Annotated in this window: 21 protein-coding genes; 14 read left to right on the top strand and 7 right to left on the bottom strand. The window is 64.0% G+C overall.

Annotated elements, in window-relative coordinates; all coding sequences use genetic code 11:
* Positions 1–46 precede the first annotated feature (46 nt).
* Positions 47–970, bottom strand: coding sequence for a LysR family transcriptional regulator (locus tag INS93_RS09315; RefSeq protein ID WP_192981204.1), 924 nt, complete (start codon positions 968–970; stop codon positions 47–49).
* Between the two features lie 296 nt (positions 971–1,266).
* Here INS93_RS09315 and INS93_RS09310 point away from each other — a divergent pair, with 296 nt between their 5' ends.
* Positions 1,267–2,316 carry an SDR family oxidoreductase gene (locus INS93_RS09310; protein ID WP_192981202.1) on the top strand — a complete coding sequence of 350 codons (1,050 nt, stop codon included), beginning with the start codon at positions 1,267–1,269 and terminating at the stop codon, positions 2,314–2,316.
* Between the two features lie 46 nt (positions 2,317–2,362).
* Entirely contained in the window at positions 2,363–3,673 is a 1,311-nt protein-coding gene (locus tag INS93_RS09305; protein WP_192981200.1) for an NTP/NDP exchange transporter, read from the top strand.
* Between the two features lie 60 nt (positions 3,674–3,733).
* On the opposite strand, the gene INS93_RS09300 is transcribed toward INS93_RS09305, so the two are convergent.
* Positions 3,734–4,435: a glutathione S-transferase N-terminal domain-containing protein gene (locus INS93_RS09300; RefSeq protein WP_192981199.1), complete on the bottom strand. Its 702-nt coding sequence runs from the start codon at positions 4,433–4,435 to the stop codon at positions 3,734–3,736.
* Positions 4,436–4,769: 334 nt separating this feature from the next.
* Between INS93_RS09300 and INS93_RS09295 the strand changes: the two genes are divergently transcribed.
* Positions 4,770–5,207, top strand: coding sequence for an HIT family protein (locus INS93_RS09295; protein WP_017677695.1), 438 nt, complete (start codon positions 4,770–4,772; stop codon positions 5,205–5,207).
* A 53-nt stretch (positions 5,208–5,260) separates the two neighbouring features.
* Here the strand turns inward: INS93_RS09295 and INS93_RS09290 are convergent, their stop codons facing one another.
* Positions 5,261–5,527, bottom strand: a complete 267-nt coding sequence (locus INS93_RS09290) for a DUF2790 domain-containing protein (RefSeq protein ID WP_160020414.1) — start codon at positions 5,525–5,527, stop codon at positions 5,261–5,263.
* 184 nt (positions 5,528–5,711) lie between these two features.
* Between INS93_RS09290 and INS93_RS09285 the strand changes: the two genes are divergently transcribed.
* The gene (locus tag INS93_RS09285) at positions 5,712–6,137 is read left to right on the top strand and encodes a 3-isopropylmalate dehydratase (RefSeq protein WP_160020413.1); all 426 of its coding nucleotides are present in this window, start codon (positions 5,712–5,714) and stop codon (positions 6,135–6,137) included.
* A gap of 83 nt (positions 6,138–6,220) precedes the next feature.
* Positions 6,221–7,504 (top strand): FAD-dependent oxidoreductase, encoded by a 1,284-nt coding sequence (locus INS93_RS09280; RefSeq protein ID WP_192981197.1) that lies wholly within the window; start codon positions 6,221–6,223, stop codon positions 7,502–7,504.
* A 16-nt stretch (positions 7,505–7,520) separates the two neighbouring features.
* Here INS93_RS09280 and INS93_RS09275 read toward each other — a convergent pair whose 3' ends face one another.
* The gene (locus INS93_RS09275) at positions 7,521–8,273 is read right to left on the bottom strand and encodes a tetratricopeptide repeat protein (RefSeq protein ID WP_192981195.1); all 753 of its coding nucleotides are present in this window, start codon (positions 8,271–8,273) and stop codon (positions 7,521–7,523) included.
* A 141-nt stretch (positions 8,274–8,414) separates the two neighbouring features.
* On the opposite strand from INS93_RS09275, the gene pnuC reads away from it, so the two are divergent.
* Positions 8,415–8,981, top strand: a complete 567-nt coding sequence (gene pnuC / locus INS93_RS09270; RefSeq protein WP_192981193.1) for a nicotinamide riboside transporter PnuC — start codon at positions 8,415–8,417, stop codon at positions 8,979–8,981.
* Position 8,982: 1 nt separating this feature from the next.
* Positions 8,983–10,011 carry an AAA family ATPase gene (locus tag INS93_RS09265; protein ID WP_192981191.1) on the top strand — a complete coding sequence of 343 codons (1,029 nt, stop codon included), beginning with the start codon at positions 8,983–8,985 and terminating at the stop codon, positions 10,009–10,011.
* A 19-nt stretch (positions 10,012–10,030) separates the two neighbouring features.
* Here INS93_RS09265 and INS93_RS09260 read toward each other — a convergent pair whose 3' ends face one another.
* Entirely contained in the window at positions 10,031–10,762 is a 732-nt protein-coding gene (locus INS93_RS09260) for a substrate-binding periplasmic protein (protein ID WP_192981189.1), read from the bottom strand.
* Between the two features lie 70 nt (positions 10,763–10,832).
* Positions 10,833–12,443 (bottom strand): FMN-binding glutamate synthase family protein, encoded by a 1,611-nt coding sequence (locus INS93_RS09255; protein ID WP_192981187.1) that lies wholly within the window; start codon positions 12,441–12,443, stop codon positions 10,833–10,835.
* Between the two features lie 237 nt (positions 12,444–12,680).
* Here INS93_RS09255 and INS93_RS09250 point away from each other — a divergent pair, with 237 nt between their 5' ends.
* The 7 genes from INS93_RS09250 (at position 12,681) to INS93_RS09220 (ending at position 17,489) form a co-directional block, all read left to right on the top strand.
* The gene (locus INS93_RS09250) at positions 12,681–13,802 is read left to right on the top strand and encodes a beta-ketoacyl-ACP synthase III (RefSeq protein WP_192981185.1); all 1,122 of its coding nucleotides are present in this window, start codon (positions 12,681–12,683) and stop codon (positions 13,800–13,802) included.
* A gap of 72 nt (positions 13,803–13,874) precedes the next feature.
* A complete protein-coding gene (locus INS93_RS09245) occupies positions 13,875–14,477 on the top strand; it encodes an RNA polymerase sigma factor (RefSeq protein ID WP_160020404.1) in 603 nt (200 codons plus the stop codon).
* Positions 14,471–14,704, top strand: a complete 234-nt coding sequence (locus INS93_RS09240) for an anti-sigma factor family protein (RefSeq protein WP_192981183.1) — start codon at positions 14,471–14,473, stop codon at positions 14,702–14,704. The genes INS93_RS09245 and INS93_RS09240 overlap by 7 nt, the downstream gene beginning before the upstream one ends.
* A 315-nt stretch (positions 14,705–15,019) precedes the next feature.
* Entirely contained in the window at positions 15,020–15,313 is a 294-nt protein-coding gene (locus INS93_RS09235; RefSeq protein WP_192981181.1) for a hypothetical protein, read from the top strand.
* A gap of 21 nt (positions 15,314–15,334) precedes the next feature.
* Positions 15,335–16,177, top strand: coding sequence for a DUF692 domain-containing protein (locus INS93_RS09230; protein WP_192981176.1), 843 nt, complete (start codon positions 15,335–15,337; stop codon positions 16,175–16,177).
* Positions 16,174–16,893, top strand: a complete 720-nt coding sequence (locus tag INS93_RS09225; protein WP_192981174.1) for a DNA-binding domain-containing protein — start codon at positions 16,174–16,176, stop codon at positions 16,891–16,893. The genes INS93_RS09230 and INS93_RS09225 overlap by 4 nt, the downstream gene beginning before the upstream one ends.
* On the top strand, positions 16,890–17,489 hold the full coding sequence (locus INS93_RS09220) for a DoxX family protein (RefSeq protein ID WP_192981165.1): 600 nt from the start codon (positions 16,890–16,892) through the stop codon (positions 17,487–17,489). Before INS93_RS09225 ends, INS93_RS09220 begins: the two co-directional genes overlap by 4 nt.
* Here the strand turns inward: INS93_RS09220 and INS93_RS09215 are convergent.
* Positions 17,486–18,520 (bottom strand): AraC family transcriptional regulator, encoded by a 1,035-nt coding sequence (locus tag INS93_RS09215; protein WP_160020398.1) that lies wholly within the window; start codon positions 18,518–18,520, stop codon positions 17,486–17,488. The genes INS93_RS09220 and INS93_RS09215 overlap by 4 nt on opposite strands.
* Positions 18,521–18,696 lie beyond the last annotated feature (176 nt).

The raw sequence follows: 18,696 nt of genomic DNA, 5'->3' as shown, positions 1-18,696 counted from the left end.
CGCGATTATAATCTCCCAGCGCCTTGCTTGGGTATTGGCGGCCGCTCTATTTCGGGCCTGGAGACGAGTGGTCGGAGGCGTTGAGGGTCTTCACGTAGTCAACGAAGGCACGCAGCGGCGCCGGTACGTGAAGTCTGCTGTGGTAGTACAGGTAGGGTCCGTCGAAATGCTGCCACCAGTCATGCAGGAAGGGCTGCAGCTGACCGCTGGCGAGGTGCGTCGCGATGTATTCCTCGAAGGTGTAGAGAATGCCGTGGCCGGCGCAGGCCGCTGCGATCAGCAGGTCCTGCGACGAGCTCACCAGCCGGCCTTCGGGAGCGATGCGCAGGGTGCGTCCATCCTGCTCGAACTCCCACACGCCGAGCTTGCCGCTGGCGAAGCGGTAGCCGAGCAGGCGATGTTCGCTCAGTTCGCTGGGGTGTTGCGGCGTGCCATGGCGCTGCAGGTAGCCGGGCGCAGCGACCGCCATGAAACACTGGCGACGTGGCCCGATGGGGAGGGCGATCATGTCCTTGGCCAGGCTTTCCTCGTAGCGAATGCCAGCGTCGTAACCAGCGCCGATCACGTCGATGAAGGTGTTGTCCATGTTCACCTCCAGCGCGATGCCAGGGTAGCGAGCGAGAAAGCCGTCCAGCAGTTGCGGCAGGATGTGCCGCGCGATCACGCCGGGCACATGCAGGCGCAGCGAACCGACCGGGTGTTGCGGATCTTCCTGCAGATCGTTGAGCGCCGCGTTGATCTCGTCCAGCGCTGGGCGCAGACGTTCAAGCAAGCGTGCGCCGATTTCCGTCGGCGTCAGGCCGCGTGTGGTGCGGTTGAGCAGGCGCACGCCCAGCTCCTTTTCCAGGCGGCGCACGCAATCGCTCAGCGACGAGGCCGACATGCCACGGCGTTGCGCCGCGACGCGAAAACCACCGGCCTCGACCACGGCAGCGAACAGGGCGATATCGGACAGGTTGGGTTGGCGCATGGGCGTCGGCTGTATGATGACGAAGGGATTGATAATGCGGCGCAGCGGCCGCTTTGCCAATCCTGAGGAGCGTCTGCTGGGATGTAGCCCGGATGAAATCCGGGAATGCATACCAACGGCCCCGGATTGCATCCGGGCTACGCTTCGCGTCCGCGAAACATCGGGTAACTGTCCGCCTGACCGTATGCGCTGTTCGGCTTTGGACGGCTTATCGTACGCGCCGTCTGCCCGCACCCTATGTCCTGTAACTGCGCCTGCTCTGGCGCATCGAGTCAACGGACACGAGGAATCAGTCGATGGACAAGAAGCATGCTGTGGGGCGAGGCCATTCGCGTCGTGATGCCCTGAAACTGTTCGGCATGGTAGGCGGCAGCCTGGCCTTGCACGGGGTGTTGGGCGGTGTACCGACATTCGCCTGGGCCAATACCTCACTGGGATGGCAGGCAAGCGACATGCTGGCGCTGACTGGCAAGCGCATGCTGGTCACCGGCGGCACCAGCGGCATGGGCTTCGAGGATGCCCTGGCCCTGAGCGGGGCCGGCGCGCAGGTGATCATCGCCGCGCGCAATGGACAGCGCGGCGCGGAAAGCATCGAACGTATTCGTGCCCAGGTGCCGGATGCACGCGTGCGTTTCGAGCAGTTGGATCTGGCCGACCTGGCTTCGGTGCGCAGCCTGGCCCAGCGTCTGAATGCCGAGGGCGAGGTGCTGGACGTGCTGATCAACAACGCCGCGATCATGGCGCCGCCTCAGCGCGGCGTATCCCGCGATGGCTTCGAAATGCAACTGGCGACCAACTTCCTTGGCCATTTCGCGCTCACTGGCTTGCTCCTGCCGTCGCTGCGCCAGTCGTCCGATCCGCGCGTGGTGATGCTGGCGAGCATTGCCGTGAATCGTGGCCGTATCAACTTCGATGACCTGCAGTCCGAGCGCGACTACAACCCTTACGTCGCCTACGCCCAGTCGAAGCTGGCCTGCCTGATGATGGCCTTCGAGCTGCAGCGGCGCAGCCTGGCCAATGACTGGGGTATTCGCAGCGTCGCCGCGCATCCTGGTGTGGCCGTGACCGAACTGGTCGAGCGCGGGCCAGGGCTTGAAAGCGAGTTCGCTCAGCAGTGGGCCAAGGACCGCGATGTCTATCACTCGGCGGCGCAGGGCGCGCTGTCGTCGCTGTTCGCGGCGACGGCTGCCGAGGCCGAGGGCGGTCGCTACTACGGACCGACCGGCGCAGAGGAAAAACGCGGCCCATTGGGCCTGGCCAAGGTGCCGGAGGCTGCGGCGGACGCCGATGATGCGGCCCGCCTGTGGTCGGTGGCCGAGCGTCTGACGGGCGTCAGGTACGGCTGAGTCATGCCGGCGCGCTGTACCGGCGCGCCCTTTCGAGGAATTTCGCATGTCATCGTCAACGATGGCGCAGCGTGTGGCCGTGGCCATCAACGCGCAGCGCAACGAGTTGTGGCCGGCGCTGGCCGGTTTTACCCTGTTCTTCTGCCTGTTCTCGGGCTACTTCATGCTGCGGCCGATCCGCGAGGCGATGGGCATCGTCTCGGGTGTGGAGAACCTGCAATGGCTGTTCACCGCCACCTTCGTGGTGATGCTGATCGCGGTGCCGTTGTTCGCCTGGCTGAGTTCGCGGGTGCCGCGAATTCACTTCATCGACTGGGTGTATGGCTTCTTCACCCTCAATCTGGCGTTGTTCGCCCTGTTGTTCTTCAGTGCCGAGGAGAGCGTGTGGCTGGCGCGCAGCTTCTACGTGTGGATTTCGGTCTATAACCTGTTCGTCGTCTCGGTGGCCTGGAGCCTCATGGCCGACGTGTTCGACAGCGAACAGGCCAAGCGACTGTTCGCCTTCATCGCCGCCGGTGCCAGTGTTGGCGGTCTGGTCGGCCCGGCACTGAGTGCCTTGCTGGTGAACACGCTGGGGCAGAGTGGGTTGATTCTGCTGGCCGCTGTGCTGCTGGCCGTGGCGCTGTCGCTCAAGCAGGTGCTGATGCGCTGGCGCGAGCTGGGTGGCGCAGGGCGTGCCGGTGCCGTGCGGGCGGAAAGCCCGCGGCGCCCGGTGCCGGGCAACCCGTTCAGCGGCCTGATGCGCGTGCTGTCTTCGCCCTACCTGTTCGGCATCGCCGGTTTCGTGATCCTGCTCGCCACGGCCAGTACCTTTCTCTACTTCGAGCAGGCCCGCCTGGTGGCCGAGCTGTTCCCGCAGCGCGCCGATCAGGTGCGGGTGTTCGGGGCCATCGATTTCGTGGTGCAGGCCGGGGCGCTGTTTGCCCAGCTGTTCATCACCGGGCGTATCGCCAGGCGCCTGGGCGTGCGGGTGTTGCTGGCCTGCGTGCCGCTGCTGGTGTGCGTCGGCTTCATCGGCCTGGCCTTGATGCCGACCTTCGCCATGCTGGCGGCGCTGATGATCGTCCGGCGTATCGGTGAATACGCCTTCGTGCGGCCAGGACGGGAAATGCTCTTCGCGCCGCTGGATGCCGAGAGCAAGTACAAGGCGAAGAACTTCATCGACACCGTGGTCTATCGCGCGGGCGATGCCATGAGTGGCTGGCTCAAGAGCCTGCTCGACATGCTGGCCCAGGGCGCCTGGCTGGTGGCGTTGGTGGGCGCTGCCTGTGCGGCGCTGTGGGGATTGCTCGGCTGGTACCTGGGCGGCCAGGCCGATCAGCGCAGTGTCGAGCAGCAATTGGTGGCGACCCGTTAGCTCAGCGCAACGCTGCCGTTGCAGCGATACGGGAGTCGGCTGCCGACTCCCGCACTATCATCAGCCGCGCGCGGGAATGTTCAGGCCGCGCTGAACTGCCGGGCGGGCGAGGAAGGCATCGAGTACGCGGCGCACGTTGGCGAAACGTTCGAACTGCACCAGATCGCCGGCCTTGTAGAAGTCCACCAGGCAGCGCACCCAGGGCAGCACGGCGATATCGGCAATGCTGTACTCGCCCATGATCCAGTCGCGGCCTTGCAGGCGCTGATCGAGAACGCCGAGCAGGCGCGCGGACTCTGCGACGTAGCGATCACGCGGGCGTTTGTCCTCGTACTCGGCACCAGCGAATTTGTGGAAGAAACCGAGCTGGCCGAACATCGGGCCGAGGCCGCCCATCTGCCACATCAGCCATTGAATTGTCTCGTAGCGGGCAGCGGCGTCCTGCGGCAGCAGCTTGCCGGTCTTCTCCGCGAGGTAGATCAGAATCGCCCCGGACTCGAACAGCGGCAGCGGATGGCCATTGGGGCCGTCGGGATCGAGGATGGCGGGAATCTTGTTGTTCGGCGCCAGCGAGAGAAACTCGGGGCTGAACTGGTCGTTGCTATCGAAGCTGACCAGGTGCGGCTCGTAGGGCAGGCCGATCTCCTCCAGCATGATCGAGGCCTTGACCCCGTTGGGCGTGGGCAGCGAGTACAACTGCAGACGCTCGGGATGCTGGGCGGGCCATTTGCGGGTGATGTGGAAGGGGCTGAGGTCGGTCATGTGGGGTTCCATGTCGAATGGGCCTAAGAGCCTGTTCATGATCTGCTGCGCGTCGGCGCTACTGCGTTAAAAACAAGCTCGGAATGCTCATTTACCATTCGTAAAGTCGAGCGCGACTCCGAGCGTTCCTCGCTTGTTTTTGCCTTGTATCGCTCTAGCTCGCGAGATCCTGAACAGCCTCTACGAAAGAGGCGATCAGAACACGAGTGGTCAGAGCGAAGGAAATCGATCCAGCTGCTAGTAGTCATCGACTCGAGCAATCCTGCCTGGTTCCCTGCACGCGAGCGAGGCGGTATGGTGGGTTTTTCATCCACCCGGCACGGAACCCATCGGCATGAGCCTGCACGGTACTTACGACTCCCAGAACATCTTCGCCTTGATCATTCGTGGCGACTTGCCCTGCTACAAACTCTACGAGGACGACGATGTACTGGCCTTCCTCGATCTGTTTCCGCAATCCAGGGGCCACAGCCTGGTGATCCCCAAGCGCGCCGCCGCGCGCAATATCCTGGAAATCGACGACGCCAGCCTGGCCAAGGTCATGGCCGTGGTGAAGAAGGTCACCCAGGCGGTCGTCGACGAACTGCAACCGGCTGGTGTGCAGGTCGCGCAGTTCAACGGCGCGCCTGCCGGGCAGACGGTGTTCCATATCCACATGCACGTGATCCCGCGCTTCGAGGGCGAGGGGCTGGGTATTCATGCGGCCACCAAGGCCGACCCGGCCGAGCTGGAAGCGCTGCAGGCTCGTCTGGTCAAACGCCTGCAGGGCTGAAGCGGTATTGCCCCGGACGAGTGACTCGGCCGGGGCTTCAGGCAATCTGTGGGTTAGCCGTTCTGGTTGCTCAGCCCGCCCCACTCCACGAAACGCACGGCGTGCACTTCGCCCTGGCTGTCGCGGTAGACCAGGACGCTGGGCACTACACCGCTCTTGCGGCTGTTGTCGGTGCGCTGCAGAACCTGGTCGATGTCCAGCTGCATGCCGTACTGGTATTCCTGCACATCCACTTGGGTGCTGGCAGGTGCTTTCTCGCTGGCGAAGGCCATGGGGGCGAAAGCGGCGAGGAGGGTGGCGTTGAGGGCTGCGAATTTCATCCGGGTAATCTCCGATCAGTTGCGCCGACTCAGGTGGCGCTGGGTTCGGGAGCAATGAAAACACCGCGCCCTTCATTGCAGAAATCGATGCTTGTGCTAGCGAAAATCGTTGCCATCGATATCTTGCCCGCAGGCTCGCCAAGCCCAATACTCAGGCGGCATTCACCTGCCCATGGAGGGCTTCATGCGCTCGATCTTCATCGCTCTACCTCTGTTGCTGTTGGCCGGTTGTTCGTCGTTTCGGGGCGACCCCGAGCATGTAGAACCGGTGCCGGAAGATCGCCTGCTGGCATTTCAGGAGGCGCAGGCGAACAGTGCGCAGATCGTGGTCAATCGCGACTTCGGGATGATGGGAGGGGGCTGCTTCGTGGCCATCGAGGTGGATCGCAAGGTCGCAGCCCGCATCGGCGTCGGCGAAGTCGCGACCTTCCAGGTGCCGCCAGGCACGCGCGTGGTCGGCATCACGCCGGATCGTATGGACGACACCCTGTGCGGCATGGGCCGTCTGCTGCGCGAGGTAGCTGTGCCGGTGAAAAGCGGGGAAACCCAGCACTTGCGCATCGTCAGCCAGAACAAGGGTGGCTTCGATATCCGCCCGGACAAGCCCTGATCGCTTTGCCGCTGTGCGAGCGTTCATATCTAGCGTGACGCCAGGCGGTTAATATTCCCTGCATCAAAACAGGGAGCATGAATGTGAATGGATTGCCGATAGCCATCGTAGGGGCGGGTACCGCTGGCCTGGCCAGCGCCATATTCCTTGCCCGTCAGGGCTACGCAGTGCGCCTGTTGGAGCGGGTCGAACGCCTGCAGCCGGTGGGCGCCGGCATCCTCTTGCAGCCTTCCGGCCTGGCCGTTCTGCAGCGTCTTGGTCTGCTGGCCGAATGCACCGCGTTGGGTGCGCCGGTCAGCCGCCTGTATGGCACCAGCTGCCAGGGCCGGGTGATCCTCGACACCCGTTATCACGACTGGCAGCCGGGTAGTTTCGGCCTTGGCATTCATCGCGGCGTGTTGATGACGGCATTGCTCAATGCTGCTCAGCGTGCGGGCGTGCAGGTGGAAACCGGCGTTACGGTGAGCCGCTTCGAGCAGTCGAGCGGCCATGTGCGCTTGCTGCGTGAGAGCGAAGCGGGCGATGAGCAACCCCTGGGAGACTTCGCCGCACTGATCCTGGCCGATGGCACGCGTTCGACCCTGCGTACGCAGATGCAGGTACGGCAGTGGTCGCGGCCTTATCCCTGGGGCGCCCTGTGGAGCATGTTGCCGACTTCGCCTGCGACCGAGTCTGGCGAGTTGCGCCAGTGGTATCGCGGCTGCCGCGAGATGTTCGGGCTGATGCCGACCGGCTGCACCCACCAAGCCCGTGAGAAGTCGCTGACCAGCCTGTTCTGGAGCCTGCCACTGAACGAGCATGAGAGCTGGCGCAGCAGCGGGCTGGAGGCCTGGAAAACCCGCGTGCGCAGCCTTGCTGGCGAGGCTGCGGAGGCCTATCTGCAGCAGATCGATGATCCCGCGCAACTGACCCTGGCGGCCTATGCGGACGTGCGCATGCAACGCTGGAACGATGGTCGCGTCCTGGCCATCGGTGATTGCGCCCACGCCATGAGCCCGCAACTGGGGCAGGGCGCCAATATGGCGCTGGTCGATGCTGTTGCACTGGCCGATGCTCTCGGCAATGCCGGTGACCAGCACCAGCACGCGCTCGACTGGCAGGCCATCTTCACCCGCTACGGTGATGCCCGTCGTGATCACCTGCGCTACTACCGCCAGGCCAGCCGCCTGCTGACGCCGCTGTTCCAGTCCAACAGCAGCACCCTGGCCGTGCTGCGCGATATCGCTCTGATGCTCGCTCGGCACAATCGCTTCGGCCGCCAGCATGCGGTCAGCACCCTGGTTGGTGCACGCGGCGGCTGGCTGTGGTCCGGGGCGCAGAAACGCGAGTTGCATGCCTGGAAGGGTGAGCGCGAGGCCTGGGAGTAGCCTGCTGGCCGGCCGCTTAGTTGCGCTGCAGTTCGAGCAGCGCCTTCTGACTCAGATCCAGCCACTCCTTGTGTAGCACTCGATAGTGCCGTGCGGAGCGGCGGGCGTGGGTCTGGATCTGTTGCAGCAGTTCGATGGCCTCGCGCTGACGTCCCAGTCGCTGCAGCAGCAGGGCGTAGCGGTAGTTGGCTTCAGGGCTGGCGCTGTAGCTGCCGAGAGCGCGGTATTCCTCTTCGGCCTTGAGGTCGTTGCCCTGGCCTTCCAGAGCGCGGGCGTACAGCAGGTGGCCGTCGCTGGAGCGGAAGTCCGGATTGTTGGTGATCAGTTGGTCGAGGCTTGCCTGACAGCCGGCGAAGTCGCCCAGAGCGAAACGTGCTCTGGCCAGGCCGAGGAGGATGTCGGGTGCGTCGCTGTGAATACCGCGTAATGCCATCTGATAGTGCGTGGCCGCTTCCTCGGCCTGGCCCATACGCAGCAGTTCATCGGCCAGGTTGACGCGGGTATCGCGGGTGTCGCGAATATCCAGTTCATCGCGCAGGGCGCGCAGGTGGCGCTGCGGGTCGATGCTGTCGTGCAGGCGGTTGAGCGTGCGGCGGCCGCGTCGGCTGCCGAGCAGATCCGGCAGCATGATGCCGAGGAAGTAGATCAGGCAGCCGAGGCCGGGCAGGGCGATGATCAGGTACAGCCAGTAGCGTTCCTGGCCACTGCGAACCACGTGAAGGCCGCAGGTGACTTGGCAGGCGATGACCAGCAGGGCGAGCAGAGGCATGGGGCGATCCAGTCCTTTGGAGTGCGAGGGGAGGCCTATCAGAGCATGGATCGGCCCTGTTGTCAGGTGACGCATGCACGGCTGTGGCCTACGTCACGTGCTAGGCTGCGCGGCTGATTCCATGTTCATAAGGATGCGTGCATGCCGTCGTCGCTGGAGATCTTCGCCAACCTCTTCTATCTGATCTCGGTCGTGCTGGCGGCGCGCAACTCGGTGCACACCTGGGCCGTTGGCCTGGTCGGTTGTGTGCTGTTCGGTTGGCTGTTCTTCAGCGTGCAGCTGTATGCCGATGTCACCTTGCAGGCGTTCTTCATCGCCACCAGCCTGCTGGGTTGGTGGAGCTGGTTGCACGGTCGCCAGGGCGAGGCGCTGCCGCTCAGTCGTTCGCGCGGAGCCGGGCTTGGCCTGGCGCTGCTGCTCGCGGTGGCCGTGGCCAGCGCATACGGCGCCTTGCTGCATCATTTCACCGATGCCTACGCGCCCTTCATCGATTCGATGGTGCTGACGTTGAGCGTGTTGGCGCAATTGCTGCTGATGCGCCGCAAGCTGGAAACCTGGTACGGCTGGCTGCTGGTGAACACCCTCGCGGTGCCGCTGTTCGCGTCGCGCGAGTTGTATCTGACGGCGTTCATCTACCTGCTGTTCTGGTGTAACGCCTGGTACGGCCTGTATCGCTGGCGCCGTGAACTGAACGCGCAGACGGTCTGAGATGAGCAAGCGATTTTCCATTGGGCTGGTGGTCGGCAAGTTCGCACCGCTGCACCTCGGGCATGAGTGGTTGATCCGTCAGGCGCAAGAGCAGTGCGAGCAGTTGGTGCTGCTCAGCTGGGCCCGCCCGGAGCTTACCGGTTGCGAGCCTGAACGGCGGGCTAACTGGTTGCAGGTGCGTTTTCCCGAACTGCGCAGCTGGGTGGTGACGCCCGAGTGGGTTGCCCGGCAGCGCGCACGAGGCCTGTTGCTGCCGGACCTTCCCCACGAATCCGCAGCCGATGCCGCGCAGCGCCAGTTCGTTGCCGATTTCTGTCTGGTAGTGCTCGGTCACCCGGTCGACGCGGTATTCACCAGCGAGGCCTACGGCGACGGTTTTGCCGCGCACCTGAGCGGATGTTTCGGCCGGCCAGTGCAGCATGTCGAGATCGATCGTGCGCGCATTCAGGTACCGGTTTCCGGTACGCGTCTGCGCGCCGATATTCATGGCTTGCGCCACTACCTGGCGGCGCAGGTCTACGGCGATTTCGTCGAGCGCATCGCCTTGCTAGGTGGCGAGTCCAGCGGCAAGAGCAGCCTCGCCCAGGCGCTGGCCGAAGCCCTGGGTACGCGTCACGCCGCCGAGTACGGCCGTGAGTTGTGGGAAGAGCAGGGCGGTGTACTCGCCTATGACGATCTGCTGCGCATCGGCCGCTCCCAGGTCGCCCGTGAGCAGGCGCTGGCCGGGCAATGCCAGCGCTACCTGGTGTGCGACACCACGCCGTTGACCACGCTGTTCTACTGCCGCGAACTGTTCGGTCGTGCCGAGGCTGAGCTGGAGCAGTTGGCCGAGCGGCACTATCACCACCTGTTTCTGTGCGCCGATGACTTCCCCTTCGTGCAGGACGGCACGCGCCAGGGCGAGGCCTTTCGCCGCCGACAAAACCGCTGGTACGAACAGGAGCTGGATCGGCGTGGCTGGGCGTTCACCTGTTTGAGCGGTTCGTTGTTGCAGCGAGTTGAGCAGGTGTTGCGGTATCTGAGCGGCTAGCCACGCTCGCCGTACGCTATCAACGATAGCGGGAGAGAATGGCCTCGAATTCGCCATCCTGTCTCATCTGCACCAGAGCACGCAGCAGCGCCTGGGTCGGTACGTCCGGCTCGTCGCGGACGATGCAGGCGATCAGGTCGGCGCTGATTTCACCGAGCACATGCAGGCGTTGGTTAGGCGGCAGGTCGCGATTGAACCAGGCCAACGCCAGGTGATTGCTGATGGCATAGCGGTAACGGCCGGCCTCGAGTTTCTCCAGGACCAGTTCCTGGGTGCGAGCGTCTTCGCGGTGTATTGCACCACTGGCCAGCAGCGGCTCCAGGTTTGGATAGCTGAAGCCCAGCACCGTACCCAGGCGCTCATTTCGCAACTGCTCCAGCTTGAAGTCAGGGTCGGCTTTGCGCGCGACGATCAGGTCGCGCTGCACCATGAAAGGCAGGCTCCAGATGTACTGATGATGGGATTCGACGAGCCAGTCTGGATTGACGTAGCAGCGCACGTCGATTCCGCCGCTGACCAGCAAACGTTGAACGCGCAGGCGCGGCAGCACCAGCATCTCTGCACGGCGGCCGACCTTCTGCGCCAGGCGCATTTGCAGATCGTAGAGAATCCCGCCCGTAGCCTGGCCATCGACGATCTTTATCATCGGCATGGCCCAGCTCTCGGACACCGAGAAGCGCAGCGCGCGCTGCTCCTGGGCCGAGGCTGCGAGGCAGAGCAGAAGCAGCAGGGCGGAAAGTGAAAGGCGCATGCGGTTACCGGTTCAAGACGTTAAGCGGTGCCGCGCCGAGCTTGGCCGTAACAAACCAGACGACGGCCGCTCAAGCCGGCGCCGGCTCGAAGCTGTCGGCACGCGCCATGCGCCACATGCGCTCGTAGAACTCCCCTGCGATCTGGCCGCTGAGCAACTCGCCCGGCGCGAGAAACACGTGCTGCTGGGCGAACAGCTTGATCTCGGTAGCCGACATACGCTGTACCAGGTGCTTGGCATCGATCTGTGCCGGGTGATCGAGGCCGGCGGCGGCGAGCATCTCGGCCAGTGCCTTGAGCGTGTTGTGGTGGAAGTTGTAGACGCGCTGGGCCTTGTCCTCGACGACCAGAGCGCGCTGGCGCAGTGGGTCCTGGGTCGCCACGCCGGTCGGGCACTTGTTGGTGTGGCAGGACTGCGACTGGATGCAGCCTATAGCGAACATGAAGCCGCGCGCCGAGTTGGCCCAGTCGGCACCGATGGCCAGCACGCGGGCGATATCGAAGGCGCTGACGATCTTGCCGCTGGCACCGAGCTTGATCTTGTCGCGCAGGTTGCTGCCGACCAGGGTGTTGTGCACGAACAGCAGCCCTTCGCGCAGCGGCACGCCCAGGTGATCGGTGAACTCCAGCGGCGCCGCGCCGGTGCCGCCTTCCTTGCCATCGACGACGATGAAGTCGGGCAGGATGCCCGTCTCCAGCATCGCCTTGACGATACCCATGAACTCCCAGGGGTGGCCCAGGCAGAACTTGAAACCGACCGGTTTACCACCCGACAGCTCGCGCAGTTGCGCAATGAACTGCAGCAGCTCGATGGGGGTGGAGAAGGCGCTGTGGCGCGACGGCGAGATGCAATCTTCACCCATCGGTACGCCGCGGGTGCTGGCGATTTCCTCGGTGACCTTGTGCTTGGGCAGGATGCCGCCATGGCCCGGTTTGGCGCCCTGGCTGAGCTTGATCTCGATCATCTTCACCTGCGGGCTGCTGGCCTGAGCGGCGAAACGCTCTGGGTCGAAGCGCCCGTCGGAAGCACGGCAGCCGAAATAGCCGCTGCCCAGCTCCCAGACCAGATCGCCGCCGTGCTCGCGGTGGTAGGGGCTGATGCTGCCTTCGCCGGTGTCGTGGTAGAACTCGCCGAGTTTTGCCCCTTCGTTGAGCGCGCGAATGGCGTTGGCGCTGAGTGAACCGAAGCTCATTGCCGAGATATTGAACAAGGAGGCCGAGTACGGTTGGCTGCACTGCGGCCCGCCGATCTCCACGCGAAAGCTACACGGGTCGGTCAGCGGCGCCGGGCGCATCGAGTGGCTGATGAACTCGAAGCCGTTCTGGTACACATCGCTCAGGGTGCCGAAGGGTTTGTCGGCGCCTTCGTTCTTGGCGCGGGAATAGACCAGCGAGCGCTGGGCGCGGGAGAATGGCAGTTGCTCGGCGTCGCCTTCGAGCAGGTACTGGCGAATCTCCGGGCGGATGCCTTCGACCAGGTAGCGGATATTGCCCAGGATTGGGTAGTTGCGCCGTACCGCATGGCGCGTCTGTAGCAGATCGCCGATCCCGATCAGGCTGAGTACGGCGCTGAGCAGGGTGAAGGGCCACATCCATTCATGGCCAAGGAAAGGCAGGCTGGCCAGGGTGAACAGCACGCAGAAGGCGAAGAATGCGTAGCGGCTGAGCAGGGAGAGGTTCATGCAAGCTCCAGAAGCGCGGATCGAGATAAGACTTTAGACCAAACGGCTATATTGGGTCATGTTCTGTCCACCTAGACACTCTCAAGGGCTGAGGACGAACCCCATCGCCCTGTGGCACACTCAGTGGCCCGGAGCCAACCGTCGCAAGAGCTTGGCCCAAGTCTCCCGATTTTCGGCCTGCGCCATTGTCGCCGGCCAACTGCCTGAGGCCGCCAGCGGCCGATAAGAGGAATGAGCGTGCATAACGTCGTGATCAGTGGTACCGGCCTCTACACCCCGGCCAACAGCATTTCCAACGACGAGCTGGTGGCATCCTTCAATGCCTATGTGCAGCAGTTCAACGCCGATAACTCCGAGGCCATCTCCCGTGGCGAAGTGGAGGCGCTGAGCGAGTCCAGCAGCGGCTTCATCGAGAAGGCGTCGGGCATCAAGAGCCGTTTCGTCATCGACAAGGACGGTATCCTCGATCCGCAGCGCATGGTGCCGCGCATTCCCGAGCGCTCCAACGACGACTGGGGCATTCTCTGCGAAATGGCCGTGGGCGCCGCCAAGGAAGCGCTGCAGCGCGCCGGCAAGACCGTCGCAGACATCGACGGGGTGATCGTCGCGTGCTCCAACCTGCAGCGTGCCTACCCGGCGGTGGCCATCGAAGTGCAGGCCGCCCTCGGCATCGATGGCTGGGGCTACGACATGAACGTGGCCTGCTCCTCGGCCACCTTCGGCATCCAGGCTGCGACCACTGCCATCCAGACCGGCCAGGCCCGCGCCATCCTCATGGTCAACCCGGAAATCTGCACCGGCCACCTCAACTTCCGTGACCGCGACAGCCACTTCATCTTCGGCGACGCCGCCACTGCGGTGATCATCGAACGTGCCGACCTGGCGACCTCAAGGCACCAGTTCGATGTGGTCGGCACCAAGCTGCTGACCCAGTTCTCTAACAACATCCGCAACAACTTCGGTTTCCTCAACCGCGCGGCGGAAGAGGGCGTGGGCGCGCGCGACAAACTGTTCGTGCAGGAAGGCCGCAAGGTGTTCAAGGACGTCTGCCCGATGGTCGCCGAGCTGATTGCCGCGCACCTGGCGGAAAACCAGCTCAACGTCAGCGACGTCAAGCGCTTCTGGCTGCATCAGGCCAACCTCAACATGAACCTGCTGATCGCGCGCAAGCTGCTCGGTCGCGATGCCGAGCCGCACGAGGCGCCGGTGATTCTCGACACCTATGCCAACACCAGTTCGGCCGGCTCGGTGATCGCCCTGCACAAGAATCAGGACGATCTGCCTGCTGGTAGCCTGGGTGTTCTAAGCTCCTTCGGTGCCGGTTATTCGATCGGCAGTGTAATTTTGCGCAAGCGTTGAACTCTCTGTAGGAATGCCTGGCGTGCACACAGAGCCTGATCGTGCGCGCAAGGCCCTATACATGGGAGTTCTATGTCCGATACCGATCTGTTGGATCGTCTGCTCGCCGGTGAGCAGAAGGCCTACCGCGAGCTGGTCGCTCGCTATCAGGGGGCGATGCGCGCGGTGGCTTATGCCATCGTCGGCAGCCGCAACGCCGATGAGGTGGTGCAGGATGCCTGGCTCGCCGTGGTGCGCAGCCTCAGCGGCTTTCAGGGGCGCTCCAGCCTCAAGACCTGGCTGCTGACCATCACCGCCAATACCGCCAAGACTCGTCTCAAGCACAACCGCCGCGAGGTGCTGCTCGATGACTTGGCCGCGCCGCACGGCACGGTGGGTGACGAGCGCTTCTCCGATGATGGTCACTGGCTGCTGGCGCCGCATGCCTGGCACCAGGACAGCCCCGAAGCCCTGCTCACCGAGGACGAATTGCGCGAGTGCCTGGAGCACACATTGGCCAGCCTTTCGGAGTTGCAGGCCAGCGTACTGGTGCTGCGCGAGCGACAGGGCCTGGAATTGGAGGCGATCTGTAATCTTCTCGACATCTCGCTCTCCAATGCCCGTGTGCTGCTGCACCGAGCACGCCTGAAAGTCTTCGCCACCCTGGAACATTTCGAGGAGACAGGCCAATGCTGACCTGCAAGGAATTGGTCGCTCATTCCAGCGATTATCTCGACGGCCAAATGACGCTACGCCAGCGCCTGGCCGTACGCGCGCACCTGGCCATGTGCGGCAACTGCCGACGTTTCATCCGCCAGATGAAGCTGACCCAGGCGGTGATCCGGCAGATGCCCGAGGATGAATTGCCCGAACTCGATGCCCTGGCCGAGCGCCTGGCGCAGGCGCGCCGTCACAATGATTGAAAAAAACCGGAGAGATCCGGGTTTTCTTTTTCCTTCTCGCATGTGCTCTTCCTCAAAGCCTCGCCGCTGAAGCGCCTCCCACGGTGCGGTGGATGTCCCTGTGCCTGTGGGAGGGCTTTCGGCTCTGGCATCCTGCTTCGCTCTACCTCCTGCATCCATACAGTCGTAGCCGCGACTGGTAGCGGGCAAAGCGCCCCCGGATTTCATCCGGGCTACGAAAAATTCCAGCCTCGCTGTAACGCCCGCATTCCTGCCTCGTCCATTGCTGCGAGAGGGCCAATCCGGCCCCGTATTCGAAACAGATGGAGAGATGCCATGAAACAACTCAATACCCTGACTGCCACCCTGGGCGCTGCGCTGCTGACTTCCATGGCGTTCACCGCCCATGCCGCGAGCAACCCGTTCGCCGCTCAGGAGCTGACCAGCGGCTACAGCCTGGCTGCTGCCGAGAAAGCACAGGAAGGCGCCTGTGGCGAAGGCAAATGCGGCGGTGAGATGAAAGGCGACGCAGAGGGCAAGTGCGGCGAGGGCAAGTGTGGTGGCGAGATGAAAGCCGACGCCGAGGGTAAGTGCGGCGAAGGCAAATGCGGCGGCGAGAAAAGCGAGTAAAGGCAGAGGAGAGGACGGATCATGCGACTCGCAAACCTCACCGGCGCCGGCCTCGGCCTGCGTCGCGGACTACTTGCCGAGCTGACCGGTGATGACGCCAGCGGCGCCGACTTTCTCGAAGTGGCGCCGGAGAACTGGATCGGTGTCGGTGGCCGCCTGGGCAAGCAACTGCGTGCCCTGAGCGAGCGCCGGCCGCTGTTGTGCCATGGTCTGTCCCTCAACCTCGGCGGCTTCGCGCCGCTGAACCTGGAACTGCTGCACGCCATCAAGGGTTTTCTCGACGCGCATGGCGTGCTGGCCTACAGCGAGCATCTTTCGGCCTGTGCCGACGACGGTCAGCTGTATGACCTGATGCCGCTACCGTTTTCCGAAGAGTCGGTGCAGCGCATCGCCGAGCGCGTGCGCATCGTTCAGGACGTGCTGGAGCGGCCGCTGATCATCGAGAACGTCTCGGCCTACGCTCGCCTGCCCGGCGAGCTGGACGAGGCAGGCTTCGTCCGCGCGGTGCTGGAACGTGCCGACTGCCAGCTGTTGCTGGACGTCAACAACGTCTACGTCAACAGCCTGAATTTCGGCTTCGATGCCGATGCCTACATCGCCGCGATGCCCAGCGAGCGCATCGCCTATCTGCATGTCGCCGGTCATTACGGCCAGGCGGCAGACCTGAAGATCGACACTCACGGTGCGCCGGTGATCGATCCAGTGTGGACGCTGCTCAGCAGCGCTTATGCGCAGCATGGCGTACGCCCGACGCTGCTGGAGCGTGACTTCAACTTCCCGCCACTGGCCGAGCTGTATGCCGAGCTGGCGCATATCCGCAGCCTGCAGCAGGCCGCACAACCGCTGAGCAGGTATGGCACATGAGCGGTATCGAGCAGCAGCGCGACTTCGCTGCACGGATCCGCCAGCCTGAGGCGCAGTCTTTGTTGCCGGGCATCACGGCCGAGCGCATGGCGGTCTACGAAGAGCTGTTCTTCAACAACGTCGCCAGCCTGGTTGGAGGGGCCTTTCCGGTGCTGCGTGGCATTCTTGGCACCGAGCGCTGGCAGCGGCTGCTACGCACCTTTTTCGCCGAGCACCGGGCGAGCACGCCGTACTTTCTGGAGATCAGCCAGGAGTTCATCGCCTGGTTGCAGGAGGGCTATCGCGCCGAGCCTGATGATCCTGCGTTCATGCTGGAGCTGGCACATTACGAGTGGGTCGAACTGGCGCTGGATGTCAGCGACGCGCGGTTGCCCGAGCGAGGCTGGTCGCCACTGGCGTGGCCGCTGGCGTATCGCTGGCCGGTGCAGATGATCGGCGCCGATCACCACCCCACGCAGCCGCCTGCCGAGCCGACCTGCCTGCTGGTCTGGCGTGATCGACAGGATCAGGTGCGCTTCATGCAACTGGCACCTTTCGCCTACCAGTTGGCGCTGCGCCTACAGGCTGGCGAACCGCCTGTGCAGGCGCAGCTGGAGTTGGCCACGGCGCATGGCCTGGCCGCTGATCGCAGCTATTTCGATAACGCCCGCGCGCTGCTGGATGACTGGCAGGCGCGCGATATCTGGTTTGCGTATTCCGAGGAGTCACCATCATGATCACGCTGCTCAATCGTCTTCAGGACGCGCTGGATGCCTGCCGGCGTCTGGATTTTCTCGGCCCGCTGTTGCTGCGCCTGTATCTGGTGCCGGTGTTCTGGATGGCCGGCACGCGGAAACTATCGGATATCGAGGCCACCGCTGCCTGGTTCGGCAACCCGGATTGGGGTCTTGGCCTGCCGTTTCCCGAACTGCTGGCCTGGGCGGCGGCGCTGACCGAGGCTGGTGGTGCCATCCTGTTGCTGTTCGGCTTGGCCGTTCGCTGGGTGAGCATTCCACTGATCGTCACCATGCTGGTGGCAATCTTCGCCGTGCACTGGCCCTATGGCTGGCAGGCGATTGCCGACCCATCGGCACCCTTTGCCAACGAACGTGTGTTGGCGGCGGCGGAGAAGCTCGAACGGGCGCGGAGCATCCTGCGTGAGCATGGCAATTACGATTGGCTGACCGGCAGTGGCAAGTTCGTGGTGCTGAACAATGGCATCGAGTTCGCCGCCACCTACCTGGTGATGCTGGTGGCACTGTTCTTCAGTGGCGCGGGACGCTGGCTGAGCCTCGACTACTGGCTCGCGCGACGTTTCCGAGCCTCGCGCTAGCCCAGTGGATTGTCCCGGCGCCGGCTTTCGCGAAACTCGCCCGGCGTCTGCCCGGTCCAGCTCTTGAAACTGCGGTGGAACGAGCGTGATTCGGTGAAGCCCAGGTAGCAGGCGATGTCCTGGATCGCCAGGTCGCTGCGCAGCAGGTAGTGCTCGGCCAGCTCCTGGCGCAGCTCGTCGAGGATCTGCTGGTAGCTGGTACCGGCCTGCTGCAGATGGCGCTGCAGGGTGCGCACGGTCATGTTGAACTTCTCTGCCACCCGTTCCTTGCGCGGCAGGCCGTCCTTGAGCAGCAGGCGCAGCGCGTTTTTCACTCGGCGAGGCAGTGGCTCGTCGTCATCCAGCCCGGCCATCAGGGTCAGTGCATGCTCTTCCAGTGTGCGCAGCAGGTTGGCGTCGGCCTGGCGCAACGGCACACCGAGGTAGTCCAGCGGCACCAGCAGGGCATTGCAGGGTTGTTCGAACAGCACCGGACAGCCGAACAGCTGTTGGTACTCGGCCAGGTCGGTGGCGGCTGGTTGCGCGTGCTCGAACCACACCTCGCGCGGCGAATGTTCGGAGTCGGCGATCCAGCGGGCGTACAGCAGCCAGGAGGCAAGCACGTTCTCCACCATGTGGCGACGCACGTCCGGCGCCTGATGACGGCAACTCCAGATCAGCCGCACGTGATCCTCGGCCGCCTCGATACGGCTGGTGCCCATGTCACCCACCAGCTTCTCGTAGGGCACGATGCGCCCCATGGCTTCGCCCAATGTGGCGCAGTTCATGGCGATGTAGCCGAGCACGCTCCACGAGCCGGGCTGCACGAAACGCGCCGCATGCAGGCCGAACAACCTGTCGCCGGAAACCTCCAGCAGATGTGCCAGCAGGCGCTCATGCACCTCGCTGGGCATGCGCTTGCCATTGTCGGTCAAGTCCTGCGCGCCAATGCCGGCCGCGGCCAGGGCAAGGTCGATGTCCAGGCCGAGCTGTTCGGCCTGGCGCAGGTATTTGAGCAGGGCGGGAACCGAGGTATAGCCGAGGTTTTCCATGGATTCTTCTTGTTCTGGTGAAGTGACGTGGATCAGACAAGCCTTGGTGCCTGGCACGGATGCCTTTGCAGTGTCGCGGGGCCGCCCTGGTAGCGCGCACCGGTTGCGCCGGCGCGCGGCGCGCAATGCCTGTCTTGATTGGCGATATCGCCTGTCACAATCCGACAGTGACGGCC

This window comes from Pseudomonas sp. EggHat1 (assembly GCF_014892995.1).
In the GTDB taxonomy this organism is placed as follows: domain Bacteria; phylum Pseudomonadota; class Gammaproteobacteria; order Pseudomonadales; family Pseudomonadaceae; genus Aquipseudomonas; species Aquipseudomonas chaetocerotis.
Note: the sequence above shows the minus strand (reverse complement) of the source record. Positions and strands in the feature narration are given on the sequence as shown.

What these genes read in the sequence shown, in the direction of transcription:
- INS93_RS09290 (WP_160020414.1), bottom strand. Translation starts at nt 5,527, where the DNA reads ATGAAATTCGCAGCCCTCAACGCCACCCTCCTCGCCGCTTTCGCCCCC.
- INS93_RS09265 (WP_192981191.1), top strand. Translation starts at nt 8,983, where the DNA reads ATGAGCAAGCGATTTTCCATTGGGCTGGTGGTCGGCAAGTTCGCACCG.
- INS93_RS09245 (WP_160020404.1), top strand. Translation starts at nt 13,875, where the DNA reads ATGTCCGATACCGATCTGTTGGATCGTCTGCTCGCCGGTGAGCAGAAG.
- pnuC (WP_192981193.1), top strand. Translation starts at nt 8,415, where the DNA reads ATGCCGTCGTCGCTGGAGATCTTCGCCAACCTCTTCTATCTGATCTCG.
- INS93_RS09310 (WP_192981202.1), top strand. Translation starts at nt 1,267, where the DNA reads ATGGACAAGAAGCATGCTGTGGGGCGAGGCCATTCGCGTCGTGATGCC.
- INS93_RS09235 (WP_192981181.1), top strand. Translation starts at nt 15,020, where the DNA reads ATGAAACAACTCAATACCCTGACTGCCACCCTGGGCGCTGCGCTGCTG.
- INS93_RS09315 (WP_192981204.1), bottom strand. Translation starts at nt 970, where the DNA reads ATGCGCCAACCCAACCTGTCCGATATCGCCCTGTTCGCTGCCGTGGTC.
- INS93_RS09300 (WP_192981199.1), bottom strand. Translation starts at nt 4,435, where the DNA reads ATGACCGACCTCAGCCCCTTCCACATCACCCGCAAATGGCCCGCCCAG.
- INS93_RS09285 (WP_160020413.1), top strand. Translation starts at nt 5,712, where the DNA reads ATGCGCTCGATCTTCATCGCTCTACCTCTGTTGCTGTTGGCCGGTTGT.
- INS93_RS09275 (WP_192981195.1), bottom strand. Translation starts at nt 8,273, where the DNA reads ATGCCTCTGCTCGCCCTGCTGGTCATCGCCTGCCAAGTCACCTGCGGC.
- INS93_RS09305 (WP_192981200.1), top strand. Translation starts at nt 2,363, where the DNA reads ATGTCATCGTCAACGATGGCGCAGCGTGTGGCCGTGGCCATCAACGCG.
- INS93_RS09215 (WP_160020398.1), bottom strand. Translation starts at nt 18,520, where the DNA reads ATGGAAAACCTCGGCTATACCTCGGTTCCCGCCCTGCTCAAATACCTG.
- INS93_RS09295 (WP_017677695.1), top strand. Translation starts at nt 4,770, where the DNA reads ATGAGCCTGCACGGTACTTACGACTCCCAGAACATCTTCGCCTTGATC.
- INS93_RS09225 (WP_192981174.1), top strand. Translation starts at nt 16,174, where the DNA reads ATGAGCGGTATCGAGCAGCAGCGCGACTTCGCTGCACGGATCCGCCAG.
- INS93_RS09230 (WP_192981176.1), top strand. Translation starts at nt 15,335, where the DNA reads ATGCGACTCGCAAACCTCACCGGCGCCGGCCTCGGCCTGCGTCGCGGA.
- INS93_RS09220 (WP_192981165.1), top strand. Translation starts at nt 16,890, where the DNA reads ATGATCACGCTGCTCAATCGTCTTCAGGACGCGCTGGATGCCTGCCGG.
- INS93_RS09240 (WP_192981183.1), top strand. Translation starts at nt 14,471, where the DNA reads ATGCTGACCTGCAAGGAATTGGTCGCTCATTCCAGCGATTATCTCGAC.
- INS93_RS09260 (WP_192981189.1), bottom strand. Translation starts at nt 10,762, where the DNA reads ATGCGCCTTTCACTTTCCGCCCTGCTGCTTCTGCTCTGCCTCGCAGCC.
- INS93_RS09255 (WP_192981187.1), bottom strand. Translation starts at nt 12,443, where the DNA reads ATGAACCTCTCCCTGCTCAGCCGCTACGCATTCTTCGCCTTCTGCGTG.